We start from the raw sequence: 24,514 nt of genomic DNA on the forward strand, positions 1-24,514 counted from the left end.
GAGGGCTTGGTGTTGCGTTTGTCGTGTCACTGAGCGCCGGGGCGGCGTGGGCCGATCCCGTCGCCGACGCGCGGGAGAAGGTCGCCGAGGTCACGGCGAAGGCCGAGGTGATCGAGGCCCTGGTCGGCATGGGCGAGGTGGATCAGGAAACGCGCATACGCTTCCTCGCTATCCGCAGAGACGCGACGCCGGAGCAGCGCGTCGTGCTCGACAAGGAAATCGGCGCCCTGATCGATGCCATGGACGAGGGGCATGAACGGCGGCTGGACGCATTGATGACGGCCAATCCCGGCTGGTTTCCGATGTCTGTCTATGGCCAGAGGGCGGCTGGTGCGGCGCTGACCATCGTCAATCACTCCCAGAACCTCGCTTTCCGCAGGAAGGCCATGGCCCAAATGGAGCCGCTGGTCGCGAGGGGCGAGCTGCCGGGCAACTACGCCAACGTCTACGACCGCACGGCGACGATGGAGGGCCGCCTGCAACGCTACGGCACCCAGGACGCCGCTTGCATAAACGGGACCTACGCCAACCCGACCAATGTTGAGGACCCGGCGAAACTGGAGGCGCGCCGGGCGCAGCTGAAGTTGCCGCCGATGAAGGACTACCTCGCCGGCCTCATGCAGATTTACGGTCGTTGCGACGGCAAGCCGGGCGGGCGGTCTTAGCCCCGCAGCTTGCCGCCGACCTTCTCGACGGCCGCCACGACCTTGCCCGCCAGGGCTTCGATTTCGGCGTCGGTGAGAGTGGCCTCACGCGGTTGGATGACCACTTCGAGCGCCACCGACTTCTGGCCGTCCGGCACGCCGGGGCCCTGGTAGACATCGAAGACCCGCACCTCGGAGATCAGGGCCTTGTCGGCCCCGGCGGCGGCGCGGGCGAGGTCGCCCGCCGGCTTGGCCTGGTCGATCACGAAGGCGAAGTCGCGGCTGAGCGGCATCAGGGCGGCGCCGGTGAAGGCCGGGCGGGTCTTCAGGCCCTTCTTCTTCGGCTCGGGCACATTTTCCAGCACCAACTCGAAGCCGAGCATCGGGCCGGCGACGTCCAGCGCCTTCAGCACGCGCGGGTGCAGCTCGCCGAAGATGACGAGGCTGTTCTTGCCGAGGCCGAGGGCGGCCGAGCGGCCCGGGCGCCAGTATGACGGCAGGCCGGTCTGGGTCAGCTGCAGGCTGGCGACCGGCGCGCCGATCTCGTCCAGCAGGGCCAGCACGTCGGCCTTCAGGGCGAAGACGGGTTCACCGTCCGAACCGCCCGGGTGGCGTGCCGGGTGCGGAGCCAGGATGCCGGCGATCACGGTGCGCTGGCCGTCCGGCCGGTCGGTGAGGAACACCGGGCCGATCTCGAACAGCGCTGCATCGGCGAAGCCGCGACGGGCGTTGCGGCCGGCCGCCTCGACGAGGTTCGGCAGAACCGACGGCCGCATGCAGTCGAGGTCGCTGGCGATGGGGTTGGCCAGGACGAGGTCGTCGGCGCCGCCGCCGAACAGCTCGGCGGTGGCGCGCTTGGTGAAGCTCCAGGTCACGGCTTCGCGCCAGCCCATGGCGGCGAGCGCCCGGCGGGCGACGCGGGCGCGGGCCTGCTTGGTGGTCAGCACGCCGCCCGGCGGCTTGGCGACCTCGGGCAGGGGCGTCGAGGGCAGGGCGCCGTAGCCGACGATGCGCGCGACCTCCTCGACCAGATCGGCGGGGCCTTCGACATCGCGACGCCAGGTCGGCGGGGTGACCTTCGAGCCCTCGACCGCGAAGCCGAGCTTCCGAAGAATCTCGACGGTCTGCTCGGCGGGGATGGCGAGGCCCGATAGGCGTTCGACATAGGCCGGGTCGAAGTCGAAGGTGGCCGGGGCGGCGGGCGCCTGGCCGGCGACGACGACCTCCGACGGCTCGCCGCCGCAGAGGTCGAGGATCAGCTTGGTCGCCAGCTCCAGGCCTGGGACCATGAAGCCCGGATCGACGCCGCGCGCGAAGCGGTACTGGGCGTCGGAGGTGATGCCGGCGTCGCGGCCCGTCTGGGCGGTGATGATGGGATCGAACCAGGCGCTTTCGACGAAGACGTCGACCGTCTCGTCCGAGCAGCCGGTGGAGGCGCCGCCCATCACGCCGCCGAGGCCGATGGGGCGCTCGCCGGCGGCGTCGGAAATGACGCTCATCGTCGGCAGGAGGTCGTAGGTCTTGCCGTCCAGGGCGATCAGCTGCTCGTCGCCGTGCTCGCTGTGGTGGCCGAGGCGGGCTTCGAGGACGTCGCCCACGAGGAGCTTGGCGTCATAGACGTGCAGCGGCCGCGCGCGGTCGTAGGAGATCAGGTTGGTGACGTCGACCAGGGCGTTGATCGGGCGCAGGCCGATGGCCTTGAGGCGCGCCTGCAGCCACTCGGGCGACGGGCCGTTCTTCACGCCGCGGATCAGCCGGCCGGAGAAGGCCTGGCAGGCGACGCCGTCGACCTTGATGGCGATGGGGCAGGGGAACCGGCCGGGGACCGGAGTGACGGCCTGATCCTTCAGCACGCCGAGGCCGGCGGCGGCGAGGTCGCGGGCGATGCCGGCGACGCCGAGCCAATCGGGGCGGTTGGGGGTGACTTCGAAGTCGATGACGGCTTCCAGGCCGAGGGCCTCGGTCGCCGAGGTCCCGACCGCGAGGCTGTCCGGCAGTTCCATGATGCCGTCGCTCTCGTCGGCCTGCTCCAGCTCGGAGGCCGAGCACAGCATGCCGTTGGAGACGACGCCGCGCACCGGCTTCTCGACCAGGGTGACGCCCAGGCCCGGCACATAGGCGCCGATGGGGGCGTAGATGGTGGTCAGGCCCGCGCGGGCGTTGGGCGCGCCGCAGACGATCTCCTTGCGGCCGTCGACGGTGTCGACCTGGCAGACGCGGAGGCGGTCGGCGTTGGGGTGCTGCACGGCCTCGACGATCTTGGCGACCGTGAAGGGGGCGAGCTTGGTCGCGGGATCGGAGACGTGCTCGACCTCGAGGCCGGCCATGGTCATGGCGTCGGCCACCTGGGCGACGGCAGCCTCGGTCTCAAGGTGATCCTTGAGCCAGGAAAGGGTGAACTTCATTACGAGAGACCGGCAGCTTGGCTCGGCGCCGCGAAGGCGCTGAAGCCGTAGTGGGAGAGCCAGCGGGTGTCGCCGGCGAACATGTCGCGCAGGTCGGGCATGCCGTACTTCAGCATCGCCAGGCGATCGACGCCCATGCCGAAGGCGAAGCCCTGGTAGACCGTCGGGTCGATGCCGCAGGCGCGCAGGACGTTGGGATGCACCATCCCGCAGCCGAGGATCTCCAGCCAGTCGGAGCCCTGGCCGATCTTCAACTCGCCGCCGGAACGGTCGCACTGCACGTCGGTCTCGGCGCTGGGCTCGGTGAACGGGAAGTGGTGCGGGCGGAAGCGGGTGGTGACGCTGTCGGTCTCGAAAAAGCGCGCGAGGAAGGTCTCCAGGGTCCACTTCAGGTGGCCCATGTGGATGGCCTTGTCGATCACCAGGCCCTCGACCTGGTGGAACATCGGGGTGTGGGTCGCATCGCTGTCGCAGCGATAGGTGCGGCCGGGCGCGATGATCCGGATCGGCGGCTGCTGGCTCATCATCGTCCGCACCTGCACGGGGCTGGTGTGGGTGCGCAGCAGCATGCGCTCGCCGGACTCCTTCGGATTGAAGAAGAAGGTGTCGTGCATCTCACGCGCCGGGTGCTTCTCCGGGAAGTTCAGGGCGGTGAAGTTGTGGAAGTCGTCCTCGATGTCCGGGCCTTCGGCCACGGCGAAGCCCATGTCGGCGAAGATGGCGACCATCTCGTCCATGGTCTGCATGGTCGGATGCACCGAGCCGCGACGGCGCGGGGCGGCCGGCAGGGAGAGGTCGAGCGCCTCGGCGGCCAGCTTCTTGTCGAGCTCGGCGTCTTCCAGCGTGGTCTTGGCGGCGGCGATGGCGGCGGCGACCGCGTCGCGCAGGCCGTTGATCTTCGGGCCGACCTCGCGGCGCTCGTCGGGGCTCATGCCGCCAAGCGACTTGAGCAGGCCGGAAATCGAGCCGGACTTGCCGAGGGCGGCGACACGGATCGCTTCGAGCGCGGCCACGTCGGCGGCGGCGTCGATCTGGCCGATCAGGTCGGCTTCGAGGTCGGTGAGGTCTGTCATGACGCGGTGTGGTCTAGAGGAAGGTTCCGGGGTTGAGAACCCTTCCCCCTCGAAGGGGGAAGGGCAGGGATGGGGGGTGACTGCGGCGGCTGCGACGTCCACGTCTCCTCCGGACGATCTGCACCCCCATCCCCGACCGTTGGCTTCGCCTCGCTGCGCGGTCCCCCTTCAACAGGGGGAAGGGAGCAGAAACGAAAAAGCCCCCCGGTTCGCACCGGAGGGCCTGATCTTCGCAGCCTTTCAGCCGAGATTAGGCGAGCGCGGCGCGAACCTTGTCGGCCACGGCCTTAAACGCGGCCGGATCGGCGCCGGCGATGTCGGCCAGCACCTTGCGGTCCATCTCGATGCCCGACTTGTCGAGGCCGTGGATGAACTGCGAGTAGGTGAAGCCTTCCAGACGCGCGGCGGCGTTGATGCGTTGGATCCACAGCGAACGGAACGAACGCTTGCGCACCTTGCGGTCGCGGTAGGCGTACTGGCCGGCCTTGTCGACGGCGGCCTTGGCGGTGCGGATGGTGTTCTTGCGGCGGCCGTAGAAGCCCTTCGCCTGTTCAAGAACCTTCTTGTGCTTGGCGTGGGCGGTGACGCCCCGTTTGACGCGAGCCATGTGTCAGCGCTCCCCTTACAGGCCGTACGGCAGATAGGTCTTGATGATCGTCGCATCCGACGCGCTCATGACCTTGGTGCCGCGGTTCTGGCGGATGTACTTGGCGTTGTGGCTGATCAGGCGGTGGCGCTTGCCGGCCACGCCGGCCTTCAGCTTGCCGGTCGCGGTGATCTTGAAGCGCTTTTTGGCGCCAGACTTTGTCTTCAGTTTGGGCATTTTGCGTCGGAGCTTGCGCCCCGTCCTCTAGGATAGCGACTAGAACCGCCAAGGCATGCCTTTCGGCCCGGCGGCTCGGGAAAGGCGGGGCTTCTACGGGAAAGCCGCGCCCTTGGCAAGGTCGGGCGTCAGGAGCGCGGGTGGGTCCGGCGGTAGACGACCCCGGCGTTGAAGGCGGCCCAGGCGGCCATGGCGCAGAGGCCGGCGCCCACCAGCATGGGCACGTCGGCCCCGAGGCCCGAGAACAGGGCCCCGGCGACGATGGGACCGGTGATCCGCGCGAGCGAGCCCGAGGCCATGTTGAGACCCAGCATGGCGCCCTGCTGGTTCGGCGGGGTGGAGCGCGAGATGATCGCCGAGATGTTCGGCATGGTCAGGCTCATGCCGAAGCCGCCGAGGGCCATGATCACCGGGGTCAGGGCGGCGATCGGGTTCAGGACCTGCAGCAGCAGCGACAGGCCGAAGGCGGAGACGCCGAACACCATCAGCTTCGGCTCGCCGAACCGGCGCACGAGCCGCGCGGCCAGCAGGCCCTGGGTGAGGGTGGAGACGATGCCGATGACCATGAACGACAGGCCGACCTCGCGGGCGTGCCAGCCGAAGCGGTGCTCGGCCCAGAGGGCGAAGGTCGATTCCATGCCGGCGAACCCGGCCGTGTAGATCAGGGTGACCAGAAGCACGCGGCCGATCACCGGATTGTCCTGGGCGTCCTTGAGGCCGGAGAGGAAGGCGGGGCGCGGCGCGCCTGGCGCGGCCTTCTCGCGGCTTTCGGTGACGAAGAAGAACACCCCCAGGGCGGCGATCAGGCAAAGGCCGGAGGCGACGAAGATCGGCAGCTGGAAGCCGAGACGGCCCATCTCCTCATGCACCAGGAGGCCGCCGATGCCGGGGCCCACGATGAAGCCGAAGCCGAAGGCGGCGCCGAGCAGGCCCATCCGCCCGGCGCGCTGGGCCGGGGGCGTGACGTCGGCGACATAGCCCTGGATCGTCGAGATGTTGCCGGCGCCGAAGCCGGTGAGCAGGCGGATGATGATGGCGAACCAGATGTTCGGCGAGAAGGCGAGCAGCAGGTAGCCGACCACGTTGGCGCTGATGGTGGCCAGCAGCACCGGCTTGCGGCCGATGCGGTCGGACAGGCGGCCCCACAGCGGCTCGGCGAAGAACTGCCCGAGCGAGAAGGCCGAGAACATCAGGGTGATCTCCCACGGCTCGGCGTTCAGCGAGCGCGCGAAGAACGGCAGCATCGGCACGATCAGCCCGAAGCCCGCCATGTTGACGAACACCACCGCGAATAGGGTGAAGAGGGCCGCCGACGGGCCTTTGCTTTCGGAGGGGGCGGGCGGCGGCGCGGAGGTCATACCTTCACCTAGTGGCGTTTGACGTCGCCGTCATCTGCACGCGCCGTGCGGCAGGCGTATTTCAGCGGCGCCGCAGAGCATCCGCCCCATGCAGCGATCCGGCTTCTGGCGCGTTGGCGGGTTGAGGCGCGGGAGGCGGCGTGGGGATCACGGTTCAGCAGGGCCTGGCGTTCGGCTTGGTGGCGCTCACCATCCTGGCCTTCGTGCTGGGGCGATGGCGCTATGACCTGATCGCCCTGGTCGCGCTGCTGACCGGCCTGGCGATCGGCGTGGTGCCGCCCGAGGCGGCGTTCGACGGCTTCAAGAACGATGTCACCGTCATTATCGCCTGCGCCCTGGTGGTCAGCGCGGCCTTCGCGCGGTCCGGCGTGGTGGAGTACGCCCTGCAACGGGTGCTGCCCCTGTTGAAGACGGAGCGCAGCCAGGTTCCGGTGCTGACCGCCGTGGTGACGGCGCTGTCGATGTGCACCAAGAACGTCGGGGCCCTGGCGATCATGCTGCCCGTGGCGCAGCAGGTGAGCCGCCGCACCGGCTCGGCCCTGTCGCGCTTGCTGATGCCGATGTCCTTTGGGGCGATGATCGGGGGGCTGGTGACGCTGGTCGGCACCGCGCCCAACATCATCGTCTCGCAGCAGAGGCAGGAACTGCTCGGGCGACCGTTCGGCATGTTCGACTATTCGCCGGTCGGACTGATCCTGACGGCCTGCGCCCTGGTGTTCCTGACCTTCGCCTACCGCCTGCTGCCGGCGCACCGACTGGCGGGGCAGGCGATGGACGTGGCCCTGGAGGGCAAGACCTACCTGACCGAGATCGCCGTGCCGGAAGGCTGGAAGCACGACGGCATCCGCCTGGGCGCCCTGGTGAAGATGGCCGAGGACGACATCGCGGTGATGGGCATGGTGCGCGGCGGCAAGCGCCGGCCGCGGCCGCATCCGAACACCACGCTTCACCCCGGCGACATCCTGCTCATCGAGGGCGGGCAGCAGGCGCTGGACGATTTCGTGGCGCGGGCGCGCCTGCAACTGACGCGCTCGGACCGGCCGGTGGCGATGGAGGAGCCGACCGAGGAGGTGCGCGCCGTCGAAGCCATCGTCGGCGGCGAGTCGCCGCTGATCGGCGCGTCCGCCCGGACCACCAAGCTGCACGCCGAGCACGGCGTGAACCTGCTGGCGGTGAGCCGCAGCGGCTATCGCCTGACGCAGCATCTGCGCAGCGTGCGGCTGAAGGCGGGGGACATGCTCCTGCTGCAAGGGACCGAGCGCAGCCTGCCGGCGGCCTTGCAGGCGCTCGACCTCTTGCCGCTGGCCGAGCGTGAAGTGCGCCTGGGCGGCGTGCGCCACCGCTTCACGGCCCTGGCGGTCCTGGCCGCCGCCATGCTGTCGGTCGCCTTCGCCCACGTGCCGGTGGCCATCGCCTTCTTCGGGGCGGCGGCGACGATCATCGCCCTGGGGGGCTTGCGCATGCGCGAGGCCTATCGCTCGCTCGATGGGCCGCTGCTGGTGCTGATCGCCTGCCTGATCCCGGTCAGCGACGCGATCCAGAAGACCGGCGGAGCCGACCTGATCGCCCGGTTCCTGTCCGGGGCCTTCGATGGCCTGCCGGGCGTGCTCGCCATCGGAATGGTGATGTCGGGGTCGATGGCGGTGACGCCGTTCCTCAACAACGCCGCGACCGTGCTGATCATGGCGCCGATCGGCGCGAGCCTGGCCAAGACCATCGGGGTCAATCCCGACGCCTTCCTGATGGCGGTGGCGGTGGGGGCGGCGTGCGACTTCCTCACGCCCATAGGCCATCAGTGCAACACCCTGGTGATGGGCCCCGGCGGCTACAAGTTCGCCGACTATCCACGGCTCGGCGCGCCGCTGAGCCTGATCGTGCTGCTGATCGGACCGCCGACTATCGCGTTGTTCTGGCCTCTGCACTGACGCGAGGCTCCGCCGCATGGCCGCCCCATCCCAGACACCGATCGTCGAAACCGCAAAACAGGTCGCCAAACAGGCCAGGAAGGTAAGCGAAAGCGCCTCCCACCTCGAAGTCTCCGCCGGGGCCGTGGTGCAGAGCGCCGACCTGCAGCTGGCCAGCGCCGAGCGGCGACCGTGCTCGCCGCAGACCGCACTGTGCTGGCCGCCGAGCGGACCTACGCCGCCTGGGTCCGCACCGGCATGGCGGGTCTGGCCGGCGGCGCGGCCGCGAGGCCCTTGCTGGAGGATCGGTGGGCGCATTGGGTGGTCCTCTTCACGGCCACGGTGCTGCTGGTTTTCGCGGTGTTCTGCTTCGTCGCCGGGGTGTGGCGACAGCTTCAGCCTGGCGGCGCGCCGGAACCGGACGCACGCAAGCTGCCGCCCTCGGCTTTGATCGTCGCCAATCTGGCCCTCAGCCTCGCGGCGCTGGCGGCGCTGGCGGAGATCTGGCTGGCCGGTGGCTAGCCGAGGCGCTTGTTCAGCCACCCGTCGCGGTGCGCGCCGAAGGAAGAAACCAGGATGTGCATGGGAGCCCCCGTCCGTCGCTGAGGGTTGCGCAAGCTAATCACAAAACGTCGTTCGGCAATTCTTGAAATCGAAAACTTCGACCCCAGATCAGTATCGCGGACGGGCGGAGACCCTTCGTGCACGAAAAAGGCCCCGGTCTCGCGACCGGGGCCTTTTCCTTATCTCGTCGGCGTCGAGCCTTAGCCCTTGGGCGCCAGGATCATGATCATCTGGCGGCCCTCCATGCGGGGCTCGTACTCCACCTTGGCGACCGGATCGAAATCGGCGCGAACCTGGTTCAGCAGCTTCATGCCGAGTTCCGGGTGGGCCATTTCGCGACCCCGGAAGCGCAGGGTGACCTTCACCTTGTCGCCTTCCTCGAAGAAGCGATGCATGGCCTTGGCCTTCACATCGTAGTCGTGCGTGTCGATGTTCGGACGGAGCTTGATCTCCTTAAGCTCGACGACCTTCTGCTTCTTCCGAGCCTCGTTCTTCTTCTTCTGCTCCTGGAACTTGAACTTGCCGTAGTCCAGAATCTTGCAGACGGGCGGATCGGCGTTGGGAACGATCTCCACCAGGTCGAGCCCGACTTCCTGCGCCGCTTCGAGGGCGGCAGAAGTCGGCATCACGCCTTGCTTCTCACCGTTCTGATCGATGAGGAGAACGCGAGGGACGCGGATGTCTTCGTTCATGCGCGGCCCGTCTTTCACGGGCGGCGTATTGTTGGGTCGGCGAATAGGACGGGCTCCGAGGCTGTGACTAAGCGGCTTTATATGACCAACGCCTAACGCACTATCAAGGCGCCGCGTTGGCTGGGCGGAGATAGTTCATCGTCGTGGCAGCAGAGCCATGGCGGCGTTGGCCACCTCGGCGACGGGCAATTCGGCCAGGTTTGGGGCCTGCAGGACGGTGACGTGGCCCCGCGGGCCGCAGAGGGCCGGGTCCGAGGCCGAGGAGAACATGGCGACGGTGGGCGCGCCGGCGGCGGCGATCAGGTGCAGCGGCCCGGTGTCGTTGCCGACGGCGAGGGCCGCGCGGGCGCCGAGCACGGCGATCTGGGCGAAATCGGTGCGGCCGGTGAGATCCCGCACGCCGGCTCCCGCCTTCTGGATGGCGCGGGCGAGCGCGCTCTCCTGCGGACCGCCGATGACGATGACGTCGAGCCCCCTGGCGCGCAGGGTTCGGGCCAGTTCGGTGAAGTGCTCGACCGGCCAGCGCTTTTCGAGTCGGTGAGCCGAACCGCCGGGCACGAACAGGGCGTAGGGCCTGGGCGGCGCCGCGCCCGGCACCGGGCGCGGTTCGGGGTTCTTGCGCAGAACCCAGGAGAGGTCCGGCGGCGGGGCCTCGCCCGGGCCGGTCGGGGCGTCGGGCCAGATGCCGGCGACCCGCAGCTGGTCGGCCTGGCGCTCCAGGGTGTGCATCCGCTCGCGGCCGCGCGTACGCTGCTTGTGCGAGGCGCCGGCGGCGATGCCGGACCACTGCGGCGGGAAGGGGCGCAGGGCGTGGAAGATGCGGCCCGAACCGCGCGAGGTCTGCAGGTCGTAGACCCGGTCGTAGCGCGCCTGACGCAGGCGCCGGACCATCTGGAACCACTCGGAGAACGACGCCGGGCGACCGTCGGTCTCGATGTCGTTGAAGTAGCCGCTCTGGCGGGCGAGGGCTTCGAACGGCGGGGTCGTCAAGAGCGTGATCTTGGCCTTGGGGTGGGCCTGACGGATGCGCTTCATCGCCGCCAGAGCGAGGACGAAATCGCCCAGGGCGCCCAGCTTTATGACCAGAACCTTCTTGATCTCGCGGCTCATGGCGCCCCGTGGCCGTTTTGGGGGCGCGCCTCCAGGACGCGGGCGTAGACGGCCAGATAGGCCTCGCACATGGCGTCGACCGAATAGAGCCGCTTGGCGCGCAGGCGGGCGGCCTCGCCCATGGCCGCGCGGCCGGCGGCGCCGATGGTCAGGGCCTGCTTCAACGCCTCGGCAAGGGCCTCGGCGTCGCGCGGCGCGGCCAGCCAGCCGGTCTCGCCGGGCACGACCGTCTCGCGGGCGGCGCCGTGGGCGGCGGCGATCACCGGCCGGCCCATCACCTGCGGTTCGACGGCGGTGCGGCCGAAGGCCTCCGGCTCCAGCGAGGGCGCGACGGCGAGATCGGCGATGAGGTAGGCGGCGGGCATGTCGTCGCAATGGCCGACCAGACGGACCGAATCCTGCAGGCCGGCGGCGCGGATCGCGGCCTCCAGCTCGGCGCGGTATTCGGTGCGGCCCTGGTCGTCGCCGGCCAGGAGGAACAGGATCTTGTCACCCAGGCCCTGGGCCTGCAGGAGCGCGGCCGCCTCGATCAGCAGGCCTTGGCCCTTCCAGCGCGTCAGCCGGCCGGCCAGCACCACCTTCATCCGACGTTCGCCCGGCTCGATGCCCCAGGCGGCGCGCAGGGCCTCGACGCGGGCCGGCGCGACCATGCCGGGCTCGAAGCGGCGCAGGTCGACGCCGCGCGGAATGGCGACCACCTTCTCCGGCGCGATCCCGTGTTCGGCGATGACGTGGTCGCGCGTGAACTCGGAGTTGGCGATGACCAGGTCGCCGCGGGTCATCACCGCGTTGTACCAGCGCTTGAGGCCCGACTTGGCGTTGTAGACCCCGTGGTAGGTGGCGATGAACGGGACCTTGGCGGCCTGGGCGGCCCACAGGGCGCTGAAGGCCGGCGCCCGGCTGCGGGCGTGCACCAGATCGACGCCTTGCCTGCGGATGAGGTCGGTCAGGCGGGCGGCGTTGCCGAGCATGACCAGCGGATTCTTCGACTGCACCGGCATCTGGGCCAGCCGGCCGCCGTCGGCCTCGAGGCGCGCGACCATGCGACCGCCGCGCGCGGCCACCAACGCCTGCCCGCCGGCGGCGATCACCGCGTGCGCGACATCGAGGGTGGTCTGCTCGGCGCCGCCGGTCTCAAGTTCCGGGGTCACCTGCAGGAGGGTGAAATCGGCCGGGAGGGAGGTCACGGGACCTGCATAGTCTCCTTGCGCGGCAGGTAAACCCCCATCCTGTCGGGAACCCGACATCGCCGGCGATTGGCGGGCGGACGCGAGGGGACTAGAGGTCGGACATGACGGAAATCCGCGGAAATCTCGACGTCGACGGCGCCGCCATCGCCTATCGCAAGCTGGAGGGGCGTGGTCCCACCGTGGTGTGGATGGGCGGATTCCGCTCCGACATGGGCGGGACCAAGGCTCAGACCCTGGCCGACTGGGCGGCGGCGCGGGGGCAGGCCTTCGTGAGGTTCGACTATTTCGCCCACGGCGAGTCCGAGGGAGACTTCGGCGAGGCGACGATCACCCGCTGGCGCGGCGACTCGCTCGCCGTCCTCGATCGGCTGACCGAAGGTCCGCTGGTGCTGATCGGCTCGTCGATGGGCGGATGGCTGGCGTGCCTCGTCGCGGCGGCGCGGGCCGAGCGACTGGCCGGGCTGGCGCTGATCGCCCCGGCGGCGGATATGACCGAGCGCCTGATGATCCCGGGGCTCAGCGAGGCGGCGCGCGCCGACATCGCCGAGACCGGCGTCTGGCTGCGGCCATCGGCCTATGGCGACGAGCCCTATCCGATCACCCGCAAGCTGCTGGAGGACGGCGCCCGCTGGTCGATCCTGCCGGGGCCCGTGCCGATCGAGGCGCCGGTGCGCGTGCTGCAGGGGCGGGAAGACCCCGACGTGCCCTGGGGTCATGCGCTGGAGCTGTTCAACGGTCTGAACAGCCGCGACGCGGTGTTCCACCTGATCGCCGACGGCGACCATCGGTTGTCCCGCCCGCAGGACCTCGACCGCCTGATCGCGGCGGTCGAGGAGCTGGTTGGAGCCTAGACCAGATACAGGCTGCGGATCTGGGCGATCTTGCTGTCGGTCAGGCCGAATTTCGACTTGGCCAGTTCGATCGGGCCGCCGTACTTGGCGTCGATCTGGGTCAGGGTCTGGCGCATCACCTCGGGCGGCGACCCCATCAGCACGCCCAGAACGTCCGGCGGCAAGCGGCGCAGGGCCTCGGCCATTTGGGGCGTGAGGCCGGGCGACGGGCGAGCGCTGGCGATCGCCGCGGTGTAGTCGGCCGGCGGGGTGTAGACCTGGGTCAGGGCGTAGTCGGCGATCACCGTCTCGCGCGGCACGCCGAGCACCGAGAGGATCAGCGCCGAGCCGACGCCGGTGCGGTCCTTGCCGGCCGAGCAGTTGATGGCCAGCGGAACCTCGCCGCGCACCAGATGGCCGAACATGTCGGTGTAGTGCGGGGTCAGGGTCTCGATGAAGTTCATGTAGCTGGCGGCGAAGCCGGCGATGGCCTGGTCGCGGGTCTGGGCGCGGGCCATCTCGGCCAGGCTGGCGCTCATGTCGTAGTCGAAGGCGTTGATCTTGACGCCCGGGCTTTTCATCAGGGCGCTGGGATCGGCGCCGCGCTCCTCGGGGCTGCGGAAGTCGCAGATGGTGTTGACGCCGAGGGCCGACAGATAGGCGCGGTCGCCGTCGGTCAGGCCGCTCATCACGCCCGAACGGTAGAGCCGGCCCCAGCGGACCTGCCGGCCGTCGGCCGCACGATAGCCGCCGAGATCGCGGAAGTTGCGGCCGCCCTGCAGGGGCAACAGCCGCTCGGCGGTCCAGACATCGCCGCCGCGGGTCTGGACCAGGAAGTAGGGCCGCGGGGCCACGGTGGCGGGGATTTCCACCGATCCGGCGCGCGGGGCGGCGCCCACGCGGCGCAAGGCGCGCGGCGAGGCGTAGGCGTTGCTGGCGACGAAGATCGTCGCCGCACCGGTCCCGCCCTTCCAGTCGATCTTGACCTTGTCGGGCGAGGTGCGGGCCGCCGCGGCCTCGACGGGCGCCGCGGCGAGCGCGGCGGTGTCGAAGGCGAGGGCGGCGCCGCCGATGGCGGTGAGGAAGGCGCGGCGATCCATGGATACGCTCCTACGGTTTGGGCTGTCGGGGATCAGAAGCGGACGCGGGCTTCGAGGCCGTAGGTGCGCGGCTCGTTGTAGATGCCGAACGTCCCGAGGGCAGGGCTGAAGTTCCGCAGGAACACGTACTTCTCGTCGAGCAGGTTGCGGGCCCACAGGGCCAGCTCCAGGCTGCCGCCTTCGCCGGCCGGCAGGTCGACGAGGGCCAGGCGGCCGTTGACGATGAAGGAGTCGTCGCTCTTCGTCGGATCGCTGGTCGAGGTGTACTGGCCCTCGGCCCAGTTGGCGTCGAGGTGCGTCTTGAGCGTCGCGCCGAAGAAGGGGTGCGAGTAGTCGAACGTGCCGCTGACTGCGTTCCGCGGCGTGTAGAGCGGGTTCACCACCGACTCGGTGTTGGTGAAGGGGTTGAACGCCTTCGAGTAGGTGACCTTGGTGTAGGCGTAGTTCAGGCCCAGGGTCAGGCCTTCGACCGGCGCGATCTGGAAATCGGCCTCGAAGCCCTTGGTCTTGCCGCTGGCCGCGTTGGTGGTCTCCAGGGTGCCGCGGTTGTTGCCCGGGATGATGGCGTTGAAGTCGACCTGGATGTCCTTGATGTCGCCGTAGAAGGCCGCGACGTTCAGGCGGGCGCGGCGCTCCCAGAACTCGGTCTTGGCGCCGAGCTCGTACATGGAGACCGTTTCCGGATCGAAGGCGCGGTAGGTCAGGGAGCGCGAGTTGGCGCCGCCGGCCTTATAGCCCGTGCTCCATTTGGCGTAGACGTTCACGTCGTCGCTGAGGTCGTAGGCCGCGTCGAGCATGGGGTCGAAGCGGTCCCAGGAGGCGTCGAGCGGGATGATCCCGACGATGGTCTGGCCGGCCTCGTTCACATAGCTCGGGATGGCGCCGTTGACGGTGTCGAGGTGGCCGGTGCGCTCGTCGTGGGTGAAGCGCCCGCCGGCGGTCAGGTGCAGGGCGGTCATCGAGGCCGGCGTCCAGGTCGCCTGGCCGAAGACGCCGTAGCTCTTGGTCTGGGCGTGGCTGGCCCGGTCGAAGGGCACGGTGGCGAAGTCGAGCGGAATCTGGCTGTAGCCGGTGCCGTCGGCGTTCCAGCGCAGGGAGTTCGGCGTCTGGGCGTTATCGCGCACGTGCTCGTCGTAATAGAAGGCGCCGGCGGCGAACTGGACCTGATCGAGGTCGCCGATGAACTGCAGCTCCTGGCTGAACTGGTGCTGGTAGACGTTGGCCGTCGAGTAGCGGGCGAAGGGGCCGTTGGGGGCGTAGACCGACAGGGCGACGGCGCCGTTGTCATACTGGGTCTGGTCCAGCTCGCGGTAGGCCGTGATCGACTTGAGCTGCAGCCAGTCGTTGGCCTGCCATTCGAGGTTCAGGCGGTGGCCCGAGGTCTTGCCCTCGCTGAGGCGCAGCGGCACGCCGATCCGGGCCGAGTCGGCGCGGTCCGGCTGCGGCGGGTTGATCGGCGCCAGGGGCAGCGAGCCCTGCTTGAGCAGCTGCACGAAGTAGGGCGTCGTGCCGTCGTAGGAATTGTCGTAGGCGTAGTCGACGGTGAAGGCGTCGGTCGGCTGATACAGGGCTTCGACCTGGAAGCCGTGCTTGTCGTAGCTGTTGAAGCCGGGCTGGCCGGCGGCGGGATTGGAGGTCGTGCCGTCGCGCTTGCTGATCAGGCCGTCGAGCTTCAGCGAGAAGCCGTTGACCTCCGGCAGGTCGACGTGGGCCTCGGCGCGGTAGCTGCCGTAGTTCCCGACGCCGGCGAGGGCGTTCATCTTGAACTGGCCGCTGGGGCGGCGGGTGACGATGCTGATGGCGCCACCCATGGTGTTACGGCCGAAGAGCGTGCCTTGCGGGCCCTTCAGCACCTCGATGCGCTCCAGGTCGTAGAGCGCCGAGCCGAGGCCCTGGGCGCGGCCCAGGTAGACGCCGTTGATATAGACGCCGACGGCCTGGTCGCGGGCCGGCTGGTTGGCGTCGCCCGAGGCGCCGATGCCGCGCACGCCGAGCGTCAGGGCCGAGCTGCGGGCGAAGAACGGCGCGACACGAAGGGACGGGATGGCGCCGTCGCCGAGGTCGGCCAGCGATTGAACGTGGCGGGCCTCCAGGGCCTCCTGGCCGAGCACCGAGATGGCGATCGGGGTGTCCTGCAGATTGGTGGCGCGCTTCTGGGCGGTGACGACGATCTCCTCCAGGCCGGTGGCGGCGTCGGCCGCGGCGGCGTCGTCGGCGGCGTGGGCGAAGGCGGGCGCGAAGGCGACCATGGCCGCGCCGGTCAGCAGGGCGGCCCGGAAGGCCGCCGGCTTGAGAAAGCTGTTCATGAATTTCCCCTGAGCCGCGTCGGGCGGCTGGCGGGGTCGTTAGGCCTGCATCGTGATGCTAGAACGAATGTCAGGTGACATTCGAACGAATGTTATGTTGCGGCTTGATGACGGTGGCGGGCGCGGCGTCATGACGCTTGCGCTCGGGGTTCGGGGTCGAGAATTATCGGTTACGCAAGCTTCCCCGATGTCGCGACGGATGCCCGCTACCCTTCGCCAGCGCTGAAAGTACCTGATGACCGAACGACTCACGCTGGCGGCGGTCGACCAGATCGCGACTCGCGGCGCCGCCGCCACCTCCGCGCGATCCGTCGCGGCGGCGGCCGGGGTCGCGGCCAGCGCCATCAATTACAATTTCGGCGGTATAGAACACTTGTTCTCGGCGGCGTTCGGCCATGGGGTCGAGGCGACGATAAGCTGGCAGGAACGGGTGGAGTGCGACATCGCGGCTCTGCCGACCGGTCCGGCCGGGGCCGCCCTGGCCCTCGAACAGGTGATCGCCGAGTGGACGTCCACCGGCCGCTCGTTGGCGCTGCTCTATCAGGAGGCGCTGGCGACGGTCCCGGCGACGGGGCCGGCCTTGGCCTGGGCCCGGCTGTGGGGTGACTTCTGGCGGCGGGCGGCGACCCGCTGCGGCCTGGGGGAGACCGAGGCGCGGCTGATGCACGCCCTCTTCGAATCCGAAGCGCTCTACAATCTGTCGTCCTGGTCGCCGGCGCTTGAGCGAGCGGCGCTGCGTGAGCTTTGCGACCATGCCGCGCATGTCTGGTTCGGGAGCACGCAGCGCGCGCCGGCCGGAGCCTTCGCCCTGGCGGAACATACGGCGGGCGTGCTCACCGAGGGGGCGGTGGCGCCGGCCGCGATGAAGATCGCCGAGGCGGCGGCGGCGGTGGTCGAAGACGCGGGGCTGGGCGGCCTGACCCATCGCGCCGTCGCCGCCCGCGCCGGCGTGACCACGGGCGCGGTCACGCACCATTTCCGCACCGCCGAGGACCTGACCGCCGGGGCGGTGCGCGGCCAGGTGATGACCATGGTCGCGCCCGAGGAAAACCCCTCCTGGCGGCCGCGCACCAACCTGCTCACCGTCGACCAGCTGTTCGCCGGCATCGTGGACTACGCGGTGACGGACCGGCCCTGGGGGCCGTCGCTGCGGCGGCGGCATCTGTTCCTGGCGGCCGTGCGCCGGCCGGAGCTGGCGGCCTCGGCGGCGGTGATCCGCTTCGCGCACGGCGGCACGCTCGGCCGCAATCTGGAGCAGCTGTTCGCGGTCCCGCCCGAGCTTCGTTCGCTCCACGCCGGGTCGATGTCGCGGATCATCTCCTCCAGCTGGTTCGCCTGCGTCATTGATCCCCAGCCGCGAGTCGCGCAGCGTGCGTTGCTCGAGGCGATGTGGGCCGGCGCCCTGGCCGTCCTGCCGCAGCGGCCCATGCCCGCCTAGCCGCGCTCCGCGGCCAGGATCGCCTCGAGGCCTTCGCGGTAGCTCGGATACTGCGGCGCCCAGCCGAGCTCGGCCTTGGCGCGGGCGTTGGAGACGCGGCGGTTCTCGGCCCAGAAGCGGGCGGCGCCGGCCGACAGGGGTTCGGCGTCCCAAGCCATGGCCGGCGGCGGCTCCATGCCCAGCAGCCGCGCCGCATAGGCGGTGACTTCCTCGGAAGGGGCCGGTTCGTCGTCACAAAGATTGTAGGACGCCCCGGCGCGCGGGGCCGCGATGGAGGCGGCCAGGCCGGCGGCGATGTCGTCCACATGGCAGCGGCCGAACACCTGTCCCGGTTTGACCGGCCGGCGGGCGACGCCCTCGCGCAGCTTGTCGAAGGCCGAGCGGCCGGGGCCGTAGATGCCCGGCAGGCGGAAGGCGCAGACCGTCAGGCCCATGCCGCGCCCGACCTGACGCCAGTCGCGCTCGGCGCCGACCCGGCGGGCGCCCTCGACCGACTGGGCGGAAAGCGGGCTGTCCTCGAACACCCACCGGCCGCCGCGATCGCCGTAGACGCCGGTGGTGGAAAGGTAGCCGATCCAGTCGGGGAAGGCCTGGGCGAGGGCCAGGGCCGGAACCATCGACTCCAGGCCCGGACAGCCGGTCGCGGTCGGCGGGGCGGAGATCAGGATGGCGTCGGCGTCGGCCAGGGCGTCGGCGGTCTTGAACCGGTTGGCCGGATCGACGGCCTCGTGGCCGGCCGCGCGCAGCGCCTCGGCCTGGGACGGATCGCGGGCGGTGACCGCGAAGGACCAGCCCTCGGGAGCGAGACGGCGCATCAGCGCCTGGCCGGTATAGCTATGACCGAACAGAAAGAGCTTCACGGGCGGCAAGGTGCACGAAGCGTGCCGGGGAGGGAACCTCCGAGGGGCCGCCCTCGTCCTTCGAGGCCGCTTCGCGGCGCCTCAGGATGAGGACTACTGAGGCGTTGCAGTCGAAATCCTCACCCTGAGGTGCGAGCCCTTCGAGACGCCGCCTGCGGCGGCTCCTCAGGACAGGCGAGCGAGCCTCGAAGGGCGGGGATTTCGTATCCGCTACTCCACCGTCACCGACTTCGCCAAATTCCGCGGCTGATCCACGTCCGCGCCCTTCAGCACGGCGACGTGGTAGGCCAGCAGCTGGATCGGGGCGGCCATGACCAGCGGCGAGATCAGCGGGTCGGATTGCGGGGCGGTCATCACCACGCGGGCGCCGGGCGGGGCGTGGCGGGCGCCCTCGGGGTCGGTGATGAACACCACCGGGCCGCCACGCGCCATCACCTCGCTCATGTTGGACGCCGACTTCTCGTAATAGCTGTCGTAGGGCGCCAGGATGATGATCGGCGTCGCCTCGTCGACCAGGGCGATGGGGCCGTGCTTCAGCTCGCCGGCGGCATAGCCCTCGGCGTGGATGTAGCTGATTTCCTTGAGCTTCAGGGCGCCTTCGAGGGCCAGGGCCGACATCGGGCCGCGTCCGAGGTAGAGCACGTCTCGGGCCTTGGCGACTTCGGCGGCGACCTCGCGGACGGCGTCCTCCAGGCCGATGGCTTCCTGCATCAGGCGCGGGGCCTCCAGCAGCACGCGGACCAGGCGCTGCTCCTCGGCGTCGTCGATCTTGCCGCGCGCATGGGCGGCCTTGATGGCCAGGGCGGTCAGCACGGCGACCTGGGCGGTGAAGGCCTTGGTCGAGGCGACGCCGATCTCGGGGCCGCAGTGGATCGGCCAGACCACGTCGACCTCGCGGCCGATGGTCGACTCGACGGTGTTGAGCACCGCGCCGCTCTTCATGCCGCGCTCGGTGCAGTAGCGCAGGGCGGCGAGGGTGTCGGCCGTCTCGCCCGACTGCGACATGGCGATGGCCAGCGAGGTCGGGCGGATCGACGGTTCGCGATAGCGGAATTCCGAGGCGATCTCGACGTCCACAGGCAGATCGGCCAGCTTCTCGATCAGGTACTTTCCGATGACCCCGGCGATGTAGCTGGTGCCGCAGGCGACGATCTGGACGCGTTCCAGATTGGCCCAGTCGATATCGCCGGCGACCTTGGTGCGCGAGGTGATCGGATCGACATAGGCGGCGATGGTGCGCTGGCAGCCCTCCGGCTGGTCGTGGATCTCCTTCTCCATGAAGTGGCGATAGTTGCCCTTCTCCATGAGCACGGCGCTGGCCGAGAGGATGGTGATCGGCCGCTCGACCGGCTTGCCGTCGGCGCCGAAAATCTTGGCCCCCGCGTGGTCGACCAGCACGTAGTCGCCGTCATGCAGATAGGCGATGCGGTTGGTGAAGGGGCCGAGCGCCATGCCGTCGGAGCCGACGAACATCTCCCCGTCGCCATAGCCGACCGCCAGGGGCGGGCCGTTGCGGGCGCCGAGGATCACCTCGTTCTCGCCGCCGATCAGCACGCTGAGGGCGTAGGCGCCGGAGAGGCGATCGAGGGTGGCCTTGAAAGCGTCGAGGGGCGAAAGGCCGGTGGCCAGTTCGCGGTTCAGCAGGTGGGCGACGACCTCGGTGTCGGTGTCGCTCTCGAACACGGCGCCGGCGGCCTGAAGTTCGGCCTTCAGCTCGGCGAAGTTTTCGATGATGCCGTTGTGGACCACCGCCACGCGGCCGGCGATGTGGGGGTGGGCGTTGCGTTCGGTCGGCCCGCCGTGGGTGGCCCAGCGAGTGTGGCCGATGCCGGTGGTGGCGACGAGGGGGTCGGCCTCGACCACCTTTTCCAGTTCGCGCAGCTTGCCGGGCGCCCGGCGGCGCTCGAGCTTGCCGTTCACCTGGGCGGCGACGCCGGCGCTGTCGTAGCCGCGATATTCCAGCCGGCGGAGGCTGTCGATCAAGCGCTCAGTGACCGGCCTGGTCCCGACGATGCCGATGATCCCGCACATGGGCGTAAGTCCTTTGATTCGCAGCCGCGGCTCGTTAGCCTTGGTTGTGGGCGCCCGCCTTTATCATTCGACAACAGCGCCGCACGTAAATCCGCATTTCCGTTCGTTTCCAAGGTGGGGCGTTTCGGCGATGCGGCGGAGAGCCTCGATGAGCAAGCGCACCTACTTCGGCACCGACGGCATTCGCGGGCAGGCCAACAAGCACCCGATGACGGCCGAGGTCGCCCTGCGCGTGGGGCTGGCGGCCGGCAAGCTGTTCCGCAGCCAGGACGACCGGCGCCACCTGGTGGTGATCGGCAAGGACACGCGGCTCTCCGGCTACATGATCGAGCCCGCCCTGGTGGCGGGTTTCGCCAGCGTCGGCATGGACGTGCGCCTGTTCGGCCCGCTGCCGACCCCGGCGGTGGCGATGATGACCCGCTCGATGCGCGCCGACCTCGGGGTGATGATCTCGGCCTCGCACAACAACTTCGCCGACAACGGCATCAAGCTGTTCGGCCCCGACGGTTACAAGCTTTCCGACGAGCAGGAACTCGGCATCGAGGCCTTCATGGACGAAGGCCTGCAGGAAGGCCTAGCCGAGCCGCGCGCCCTCGGCCGCGTGCGCCGCATCGACGACGCCCAGGCTCGCTATGTCGAGATCGTCAAGGCGACCTTCCCGCGCGACCTCAGCCTCGCGGGTCTGCGCATCGTGATCGATTGCGCCAACGGCGCCGCCTACAAGGTGGCTCCGACCGCCCTCTATGAACTCGGCGCCGACGTGATCCCGCTCGGGGTGACGCCGGACGGGACCAACATCAACGAGGAGTGCGGCTCCACGCATCCGGAAGCCATGGCCAAGGCCGTGCGCGAGTATCGCGCCGACATCGGCATCGCCCTGGACGGCGACGCCGACCGCCTGACCATCTGCGACGAGAAGGGCCACGTGGTCGACGGCGACCAGATCATGGCGCTGATCGCGGGCGACTGGGCGGCTTCGGGCCAGCTGAAGGCCGGCGCCGTGGTGGCCACCGTGATGTCGAACCTCGGCCTCGAACGGTTCCTGTCCCACAAGGGACTGGCCCTGCACCGCACCAATGTCGGCGACCGCTATGTGATGCAGAAGATGCGCGAGGGCGGCTTCAACCTGGGCGGCGAGCAGTCGGGCCACCTGATCCTGTCCGACTTCTCGACCACCGGCGACGGCCTGATCGCGGCCCTGCAGGTGCTGGCGGTGATGCAACGCTCCGGCCAGCCGATGAGCCGGCTATCCCGCCAGTTCGAGCCCGCGCCGCAGAAGCTGGAAAACGTGCGCTTCGCCGGCGGCAAGCCGCTGGAGAACGACAAGGTGCGGGACGCCATCAAGACCGCCGAGGCCAAGCTCGGCGACAAGGGCCGCATCCTGGTCCGCGCCTCCGGCACCGAGCCCCTGATCCGCATCATGGCCGAGGGCGACGACGAACGCCTGGTCGCCGGCCTGGTGAAGGACATCGCGGGGGCGGTGAAGAGCGCGGCGGGCTAACGCCACCCTTCTACTGATATCGTCATCCTGAGCAGCGGTCGTAGACCGCGTGTCGAAGGACGCGTGGCGGCGCCGCTTTGCGTCCTTCGACACGGCCGCCGCGCGGCCTGCTCAGGAAGACGAAGGCTCGCGCAGGGCGCTTGACTCCTCGCATCCATCATAATAGCCATTGGGTTATATCACCTAGTGGTTATCAAGATGACCCCTGACGCTCTCGACGCGGCCTTCGCCGCCCTCGCCGACCCCACCCGCCGGGCCATCCTCGTGCGCCTCGCCGAAGGCGAAGCCTCGGTGATGGAGCTCGCGGAGCCTTTCGCCATGAGCCAGCCGGCGATCTCGAAGCATCTCAAGGTGCTGGAGAAGGCGGGGTTGGTGTCCCGCGGCCGCGAGGGCGCCAGGCGGCCGGTGAAGGTGGAGCTGGCGACCTTCAACGAGGTGATCGGCTGGCTCGAAGGCTACCGCGAGATGTGGCGCCGGCGGTTCGACACCCTCGACGCCCTGCTTGACGAACTGAAGTCCCAAACCCCCAAGACTTAAGGAGAAACGCCATGACCAAGCCCCTGACGGTAAGCCTGCCCTCCGACACCCAGATCCAGGTCGACCGCGCGTTCGACGCCCCGCCGGAGCTGATCTTCCGCGCCTGGTTCGAACCCGCCCTGGTGCGCCGCTGGCTGCTCGGTCCGCCCGGCTGGACCATGCCCGAATGCGAGATCGACGGCCGGGTGGGCGGCGCCTATCGCTTCGTGTGGACCAGCGACGACGGCCAGCACACCATGGCCATCGGCGGCGTCTACAAGGAGATCGCGCGGCCGGACGGCTGGACGGCGACCGAGCGCTTCGAGCCGGGCTGGTACGAGGGCGAGGCGCTGGTGCGCAGCACCCTCGTCGACCAGGGCGGCAAGACCCTGCACACCATGGTCATCACCTACGAGACCAAGGAAGGCCGCGACATGGCCCTGCAGAGCGGCATGAGCGACGGCATGGAAGCCGGCTACCAGCGGCTGGACGCCATCCTGGCGGAGGAGACCGTCTGACCATGTTCCGCAAGGTCGCCTTCACACTTCGCATCGCGTGACGCCAGCGGGCTTCGAAGTCTAATCCCCGACATCCGTGGGAACGAAAGCCTGCTCGCCCTCTTCCAATTCCAGGGAAGAAAGGGCCCTGGGCCTGATCGTTCCGCTAATGAGCCCGGCGATGAAATCGGTGAGGTCGCATTCGACCAACTCGGCTTCCTCGTCGAACCACTTATGGTCCCAAACGACTATCGGCCATTCGTCCACCGGTCCTCGCGTCAGCCAGAAGAGCGTGAGGCCGGTATCTACGCTTCCGCAAGCCAGCAATCCGCCTGGCTGGGGCCACATGCGGATAGACGGGTAATCGCGAACGAAGTCTCTCTGTACTTCGTATATGCTCGGAAGGAGCAGTCCGCCGGGGCCGGGCCCGATCGGCATCAGAAGACCGAGACCTCCGAAGAATTGGCCGTCGCCATAAATCTTGGCGAGGGCCTTGTAGTCCTGCGGTAGGGGCGTCCCGATCTCGGCCTCGATCGGCTCCCAGGGACCATCGAAGGTGTAGGTGGGCGCCGCCGGCGGCGGCAGGACTTTCAGGAGGTTCTGTATGGTCATGGCTGGCGTCGCGCTGGGTTCCGAATAATCCTGGCATCGAAGCCATTTCGAGCACTATTGCTCATCATCAGGAGGGAGGTGGGCGCAAGGACGCCCCGAGTGTAAATGGGCGCGGTCGTCAACTCGACGATCTCCCCGCCCTTCACACGCTTTCGGATAGCATTCTCTGCACGTTGCATATCTGACTGATTGGCCCTCTGATCCATTGTCACCATATGCTCTGGACTGTCGCCAAGACCGCCAAACTGCTTGGCGATAGTATGCCCTCTTTGCTGCTTGTTCTTTTTCGGAGCGCCAAGCCAGCCCGGCGGCTCGACCTTTTGGTTGGCCCTTGTACCGGTGCGCAGCATGTCGGGTGTAATCAGAGCATTAGCCGTTCCCGCCTGACCTTGTTCGTTAACCTGGGCGTACCGGAGCGGTTCTCGCCGCAGGCTGGGAAGCGGGGGTTGCTTAGGCGGTGGCGCGAGCGGTCCTCGCACGCGGGTTGCGCCGAATGCGACGCCTTGAGTTCCTAGATCGAGAAGCGAGCCACCAACAAGCGCCGAGTCCCGCATCTGCGGTGAGGCTCCCGCGACGGTCGCGATCCCATAGGCTGAGGCCCCGAGCGGGTTATTCGCCATGAAGCGAATGCGCTCCATAGCTCGGCGACGCTCTTCCTGTTCTTCCGGCGAAACCGTCGAAGCAAGCATGTTGGCGCGCCCATCATCGATCTCCCGGTAGGTCTGCCCTCCGATGGTGACCATGCCGTTCCGAAGAGGCGGCTGATCTTGGAACCGAGGTGTGTTTGAGTACCATGAGGCCGCCGGGGCCGGGCTGGGCGCACCGCTCAACGGGCCGTTGAAACGCGGTCGTTCGTTGGTGCGCGCCGAGGTGTTAGGGCTGAAAGGCTTCGCCTTTTGCTGCGGCTGAGAACCCATTTGATCTCCAAGTTCGAACCAAGAACAGGCGCTTTGCGGCGCCGCCTGAACGCTTCCATCGTCTCACGAGGAAGAGGCTATTAAAAGAACAAAAGGAGAACTTTCCACGACTAAGTCATCAGCCCACGCTCGAACCCCAGGTT

At 69.0% G+C, this 24,514-nt stretch carries 22 protein-coding genes; 8 read left to right on the forward strand and 14 right to left on the reverse strand.

Features of this window, described 5'->3' with window-relative positions; all coding sequences use genetic code 11:
* Positions 1–23: 23 nt before the first annotated feature.
* Positions 24–665: a DUF6624 domain-containing protein gene (locus ACFLIT_RS04060; RefSeq protein ID WP_479909915.1), complete on the forward strand. Its 642-nt coding sequence runs from the start codon at positions 24–26 to the stop codon at positions 663–665.
* On the opposite strand, the gene pheT is transcribed toward ACFLIT_RS04060, so the two are convergent.
* The 5 genes from pheT to ACFLIT_RS04085 all read right to left on the reverse strand — a co-directional run bounded on the left by pheT (position 662) and on the right by ACFLIT_RS04085 (position 6,303).
* Positions 662–3,049 carry a phenylalanine--tRNA ligase subunit beta gene (gene pheT, locus ACFLIT_RS04065; protein ID WP_479909916.1) on the reverse strand — a complete coding sequence of 796 codons (2,388 nt, stop codon included), beginning with the start codon at positions 3,047–3,049 and terminating at the stop codon, positions 662–664. The two genes, ACFLIT_RS04060 and pheT, sit on opposite strands and share 4 nt — an antisense overlap.
* A complete protein-coding gene (gene pheS, locus ACFLIT_RS04070; protein WP_479909917.1) occupies positions 3,049–4,122 on the reverse strand; it encodes a phenylalanine--tRNA ligase subunit alpha in 1,074 nt (357 codons plus the stop codon). Before pheS ends, pheT begins: the two co-directional genes overlap by 1 nt.
* Before the next feature lie 250 nt (positions 4,123–4,372).
* Complete coding sequence (gene rplT / locus ACFLIT_RS04075; RefSeq protein WP_479909918.1) at positions 4,373–4,729, reverse strand: 50S ribosomal protein L20; 357 nt, start codon at positions 4,727–4,729, stop codon at positions 4,373–4,375.
* A 15-nt stretch (positions 4,730–4,744) separates the two neighbouring features.
* A complete protein-coding gene (gene rpmI, locus ACFLIT_RS04080) occupies positions 4,745–4,945 on the reverse strand; it encodes a 50S ribosomal protein L35 (protein WP_479909919.1) in 201 nt (66 codons plus the stop codon).
* A gap of 128 nt (positions 4,946–5,073) precedes the next feature.
* Complete coding sequence (locus ACFLIT_RS04085) at positions 5,074–6,303, reverse strand: MFS transporter (RefSeq protein ID WP_479909920.1); 1,230 nt, start codon at positions 6,301–6,303, stop codon at positions 5,074–5,076.
* Positions 6,304–6,443: 140 nt separating this feature from the next.
* On the opposite strand from ACFLIT_RS04085, the gene ACFLIT_RS04090 reads away from it, so the two are divergent.
* Together ACFLIT_RS04090 and ACFLIT_RS04095 are read left to right on the forward strand one after the other, a co-directional pair.
* Positions 6,444–8,228, forward strand: coding sequence for an SLC13 family permease (locus ACFLIT_RS04090; RefSeq protein WP_479909921.1), 1,785 nt, complete (start codon positions 6,444–6,446; stop codon positions 8,226–8,228).
* 171 nt (positions 8,229–8,399) lie between these two features.
* Positions 8,400–8,729 carry a DUF202 domain-containing protein gene (locus ACFLIT_RS04095; protein WP_479909922.1) on the forward strand — a complete coding sequence of 110 codons (330 nt, stop codon included), beginning with the start codon at positions 8,400–8,402 and terminating at the stop codon, positions 8,727–8,729.
* A 242-nt stretch (positions 8,730–8,971) separates the two neighbouring features.
* Here ACFLIT_RS04095 and infC read toward each other — a convergent pair whose 3' ends face one another.
* The 3 genes from infC to ACFLIT_RS04110 all read right to left on the reverse strand — a co-directional run bounded on the left by infC (position 8,972) and on the right by ACFLIT_RS04110 (position 11,760).
* Entirely contained in the window at positions 8,972–9,463 is a 492-nt protein-coding gene (infC, locus tag ACFLIT_RS04100) for a translation initiation factor IF-3 (protein ID WP_479909923.1), read from the reverse strand.
* A gap of 135 nt (positions 9,464–9,598) precedes the next feature.
* Complete coding sequence (locus tag ACFLIT_RS04105) at positions 9,599–10,573, reverse strand: glycosyltransferase family 9 protein (protein WP_479909924.1); 975 nt, start codon at positions 10,571–10,573, stop codon at positions 9,599–9,601.
* Entirely contained in the window at positions 10,570–11,760 is a 1,191-nt protein-coding gene (locus ACFLIT_RS04110) for a glycosyltransferase family 4 protein (RefSeq protein WP_479909925.1), read from the reverse strand. The genes ACFLIT_RS04105 and ACFLIT_RS04110 overlap by 4 nt, the downstream gene beginning before the upstream one ends.
* Before the next feature lie 104 nt (positions 11,761–11,864).
* Between ACFLIT_RS04110 and ACFLIT_RS04115 the strand changes: the two genes are divergently transcribed.
* The gene (locus ACFLIT_RS04115; RefSeq protein WP_479909926.1) at positions 11,865–12,614 is read left to right on the forward strand and encodes an alpha/beta hydrolase; all 750 of its coding nucleotides are present in this window, start codon (positions 11,865–11,867) and stop codon (positions 12,612–12,614) included.
* Here ACFLIT_RS04115 and ACFLIT_RS04120 read toward each other — a convergent pair.
* Positions 12,611–13,693, reverse strand: a complete 1,083-nt coding sequence (locus tag ACFLIT_RS04120) for a tyrosine-protein phosphatase (protein ID WP_479909927.1) — start codon at positions 13,691–13,693, stop codon at positions 12,611–12,613. The two genes, ACFLIT_RS04115 and ACFLIT_RS04120, sit on opposite strands and share 4 nt — an antisense overlap.
* A gap of 32 nt (positions 13,694–13,725) precedes the next feature.
* Positions 13,726–15,999, reverse strand: a complete 2,274-nt coding sequence (locus tag ACFLIT_RS04125; protein WP_479909928.1) for a TonB-dependent receptor — start codon at positions 15,997–15,999, stop codon at positions 13,726–13,728.
* A gap of 235 nt (positions 16,000–16,234) precedes the next feature.
* Here ACFLIT_RS04125 and ACFLIT_RS04130 point away from each other — a divergent pair, with 235 nt between their 5' ends.
* Positions 16,235–17,437, forward strand: a complete 1,203-nt coding sequence (locus tag ACFLIT_RS04130) for a TetR/AcrR family transcriptional regulator (protein ID WP_479909929.1) — start codon at positions 16,235–16,237, stop codon at positions 17,435–17,437.
* On the opposite strand, the gene ACFLIT_RS04135 is transcribed toward ACFLIT_RS04130, so the two are convergent.
* Both ACFLIT_RS04135 and glmS read right to left on the reverse strand, forming a co-directional pair.
* Positions 17,434–18,297: a Rossmann-fold NAD(P)-binding domain-containing protein gene (locus ACFLIT_RS04135; RefSeq protein WP_479909930.1), complete on the reverse strand. Its 864-nt coding sequence runs from the start codon at positions 18,295–18,297 to the stop codon at positions 17,434–17,436. The genes ACFLIT_RS04130 and ACFLIT_RS04135 overlap by 4 nt on opposite strands.
* Positions 18,298–18,507: 210 nt before the next feature.
* Complete coding sequence (glmS, locus tag ACFLIT_RS04140; protein ID WP_479909931.1) at positions 18,508–20,328, reverse strand: glutamine--fructose-6-phosphate transaminase (isomerizing); 1,821 nt, start codon at positions 20,326–20,328, stop codon at positions 18,508–18,510.
* Between the two features lie 148 nt (positions 20,329–20,476).
* On the opposite strand from glmS, the gene glmM reads away from it, so the two are divergent.
* From glmM to ACFLIT_RS04155, 3 genes are all read left to right on the forward strand, one after another.
* On the forward strand, positions 20,477–21,829 hold the full coding sequence (gene glmM / locus ACFLIT_RS04145) for a phosphoglucosamine mutase (RefSeq protein ID WP_479909932.1): 1,353 nt from the start codon (positions 20,477–20,479) through the stop codon (positions 21,827–21,829).
* Between the two features lie 198 nt (positions 21,830–22,027).
* Entirely contained in the window at positions 22,028–22,366 is a 339-nt protein-coding gene (locus tag ACFLIT_RS04150) for an ArsR/SmtB family transcription factor (protein WP_479909933.1), read from the forward strand.
* 11 nt (positions 22,367–22,377) lie between these two features.
* The gene (locus tag ACFLIT_RS04155) at positions 22,378–22,863 is read left to right on the forward strand and encodes an SRPBCC family protein (protein ID WP_479909934.1); all 486 of its coding nucleotides are present in this window, start codon (positions 22,378–22,380) and stop codon (positions 22,861–22,863) included.
* A 60-nt stretch (positions 22,864–22,923) separates the two neighbouring features.
* Here the strand turns inward: ACFLIT_RS04155 and ACFLIT_RS04160 are convergent, their stop codons facing one another.
* Both ACFLIT_RS04160 and ACFLIT_RS04165 read right to left on the reverse strand, forming a co-directional pair.
* Positions 22,924–23,454, reverse strand: coding sequence for an SMI1/KNR4 family protein (locus tag ACFLIT_RS04160; protein WP_479909935.1), 531 nt, complete (start codon positions 23,452–23,454; stop codon positions 22,924–22,926).
* Positions 23,451–24,371, reverse strand: a complete 921-nt coding sequence (locus ACFLIT_RS04165; protein WP_479909936.1) for a DNA/RNA non-specific endonuclease — start codon at positions 24,369–24,371, stop codon at positions 23,451–23,453. The genes ACFLIT_RS04160 and ACFLIT_RS04165 overlap by 4 nt, the downstream gene beginning before the upstream one ends.
* Positions 24,372–24,514 lie beyond the last annotated feature (143 nt).

Source organism: Caulobacter sp. HJHS_5 (assembly GCF_056683955.1).

Excerpts from the sequence above, each read along its gene's own strand:
- pheT (WP_479909916.1), bottom strand. The coding sequence starts at position 3,049 with ATGAAGTTCACCCTTTCCTGGCTCAAGGATCACCTTGAGACCGAGGCT.
- pheS (WP_479909917.1), bottom strand. The coding sequence starts at position 4,122 with ATGACAGACCTCACCGACCTCGAAGCCGACCTGATCGGCCAGATCGAC.
- rplT (WP_479909918.1), bottom strand. The coding sequence starts at position 4,729 with ATGGCTCGCGTCAAACGGGGCGTCACCGCCCACGCCAAGCACAAGAAG.
- rpmI (WP_479909919.1), bottom strand. The coding sequence starts at position 4,945 with ATGCCCAAACTGAAGACAAAGTCTGGCGCCAAAAAGCGCTTCAAGATC.
- ACFLIT_RS04085 (WP_479909920.1), bottom strand. The coding sequence starts at position 6,303 with ATGACCTCCGCGCCGCCGCCCGCCCCCTCCGAAAGCAAAGGCCCGTCG.
- infC (WP_479909923.1), bottom strand. The coding sequence starts at position 9,463 with ATGAACGAAGACATCCGCGTCCCTCGCGTTCTCCTCATCGATCAGAAC.
- ACFLIT_RS04105 (WP_479909924.1), bottom strand. The coding sequence starts at position 10,573 with ATGAGCCGCGAGATCAAGAAGGTTCTGGTCATAAAGCTGGGCGCCCTG.
- ACFLIT_RS04115 (WP_479909926.1), top strand. The coding sequence starts at position 11,865 with ATGACGGAAATCCGCGGAAATCTCGACGTCGACGGCGCCGCCATCGCC.
- ACFLIT_RS04120 (WP_479909927.1), bottom strand. The coding sequence starts at position 13,693 with ATGGATCGCCGCGCCTTCCTCACCGCCATCGGCGGCGCCGCCCTCGCC.
- ACFLIT_RS04125 (WP_479909928.1), bottom strand. The coding sequence starts at position 15,999 with ATGAACAGCTTTCTCAAGCCGGCGGCCTTCCGGGCCGCCCTGCTGACC.
- ACFLIT_RS04130 (WP_479909929.1), top strand. The coding sequence starts at position 16,235 with ATGACCGAACGACTCACGCTGGCGGCGGTCGACCAGATCGCGACTCGC.
- glmS (WP_479909931.1), bottom strand. The coding sequence starts at position 20,328 with ATGTGCGGGATCATCGGCATCGTCGGGACCAGGCCGGTCACTGAGCGC.
- glmM (WP_479909932.1), top strand. The coding sequence starts at position 20,477 with ATGAGCAAGCGCACCTACTTCGGCACCGACGGCATTCGCGGGCAGGCC.
- ACFLIT_RS04150 (WP_479909933.1), top strand. The coding sequence starts at position 22,028 with ATGACCCCTGACGCTCTCGACGCGGCCTTCGCCGCCCTCGCCGACCCC.
- ACFLIT_RS04155 (WP_479909934.1), top strand. The coding sequence starts at position 22,378 with ATGACCAAGCCCCTGACGGTAAGCCTGCCCTCCGACACCCAGATCCAG.
- ACFLIT_RS04160 (WP_479909935.1), bottom strand. The coding sequence starts at position 23,454 with ATGACCATACAGAACCTCCTGAAAGTCCTGCCGCCGCCGGCGGCGCCC.
- ACFLIT_RS04165 (WP_479909936.1), bottom strand. The coding sequence starts at position 24,371 with ATGGGTTCTCAGCCGCAGCAAAAGGCGAAGCCTTTCAGCCCTAACACC.